Annotated in this window: 1 protein-coding gene; it reads right to left on the bottom strand. The window is 69.8% G+C overall.

Annotated elements, in window-relative coordinates; all coding sequences use genetic code 11:
- The coding region (locus tag GTW67_RS10315; RefSeq protein ID WP_161164501.1) for a trypsin-like serine peptidase at window positions 1-938 on the bottom strand (938 nt) is incomplete at its 3' end.
- Window positions 939-944 lie beyond the last annotated feature (6 nt).

Raw genomic sequence — 944 nt, 5'->3', positions numbered from 1 at the left:
CCGGTCATGGTGCAGCCGATGCGGTACATCGTCGGGTCGGTGGCGGTCAGCGACAGCCGGCCCGGCTTGTCCTCGCACCGGAACAGCTTCTGACCGTCGTACGGGGGCGCGGCCGGGTAACCGGTCGCGGTGATGCTGTCGACCTGCGGCACGGCCGGCGCCTTGAAGTCCACCGGCAGCGCCGAACCCACCGTCTCCTCCAGCGACTTGCCGTTGCTGCCCTTCTCCGGCGTCACATGGATGACCGCGAAGTCGTACGGCGCGCCGTCGCCGCCCGTGGCACCGCCCTGCTCGATCCACTGGTCCGAGGTCTGCGCCCAGTCGCCCCACCACACGCCGAAGGGAGCGATCTCCTCCTCCGTCGCGTTCTCCAGCTCGGCGGTCGACCTGCCGGCGTCGTTGTACGACGGCACGAAGGCGATGTTGCGGTACCAGCCGCCCTTCTTGCCCGCGTGCACGCAGTGGCCGGCCGTCCACACCATGTTCGACTTGCCGGGATGCGCCGGGTCCTGCACGACCGTCGCCGAGCAGACCATGGTGCCCTCGGGGGCGTCGAAGAACACCTTGCCCGCCGTGGCGGCGTTCTCGTGGTACGAGGGCGGGACGGCCTTGGCCGGGACAGGCGCCGGCTCCGGGTCGGTGACGCCCTGGTCACCGGAGAGGTCGCTGTCGTCGACCTCCTTGCCGGGCTCCTCGGCGTCTCGCATGCGGTCCGGGTCCCAGAGGTCCTCGATGATGGGGTTGACGTAGTCCTGCGCCTCGCGCAGCCAGTCGTCCTTGTCCCAGTTCTTCCAGGCGCCGTTCTTCCACTCGTCGACGTCGATCCCGTGTTCCTTGAGCTTGTCCTTGATGTGGTCCGGGATCCTGATCTCACCGTTGCCGCCGTCCGCCGTGGTCGCGGAGGCCGAGGCGTCGCCGCCCGCCTCGGCGTCGCCCAGATCGGA

The sequence above is a fragment of the Streptomyces sp. SID5910 genome, from assembly GCF_009862125.1.
Lineage (GTDB): Bacteria > Actinomycetota > Actinomycetes > Streptomycetales > Streptomycetaceae > Streptomyces.
This window is presented reverse-complemented; position numbering and strand designations above follow the sequence as displayed.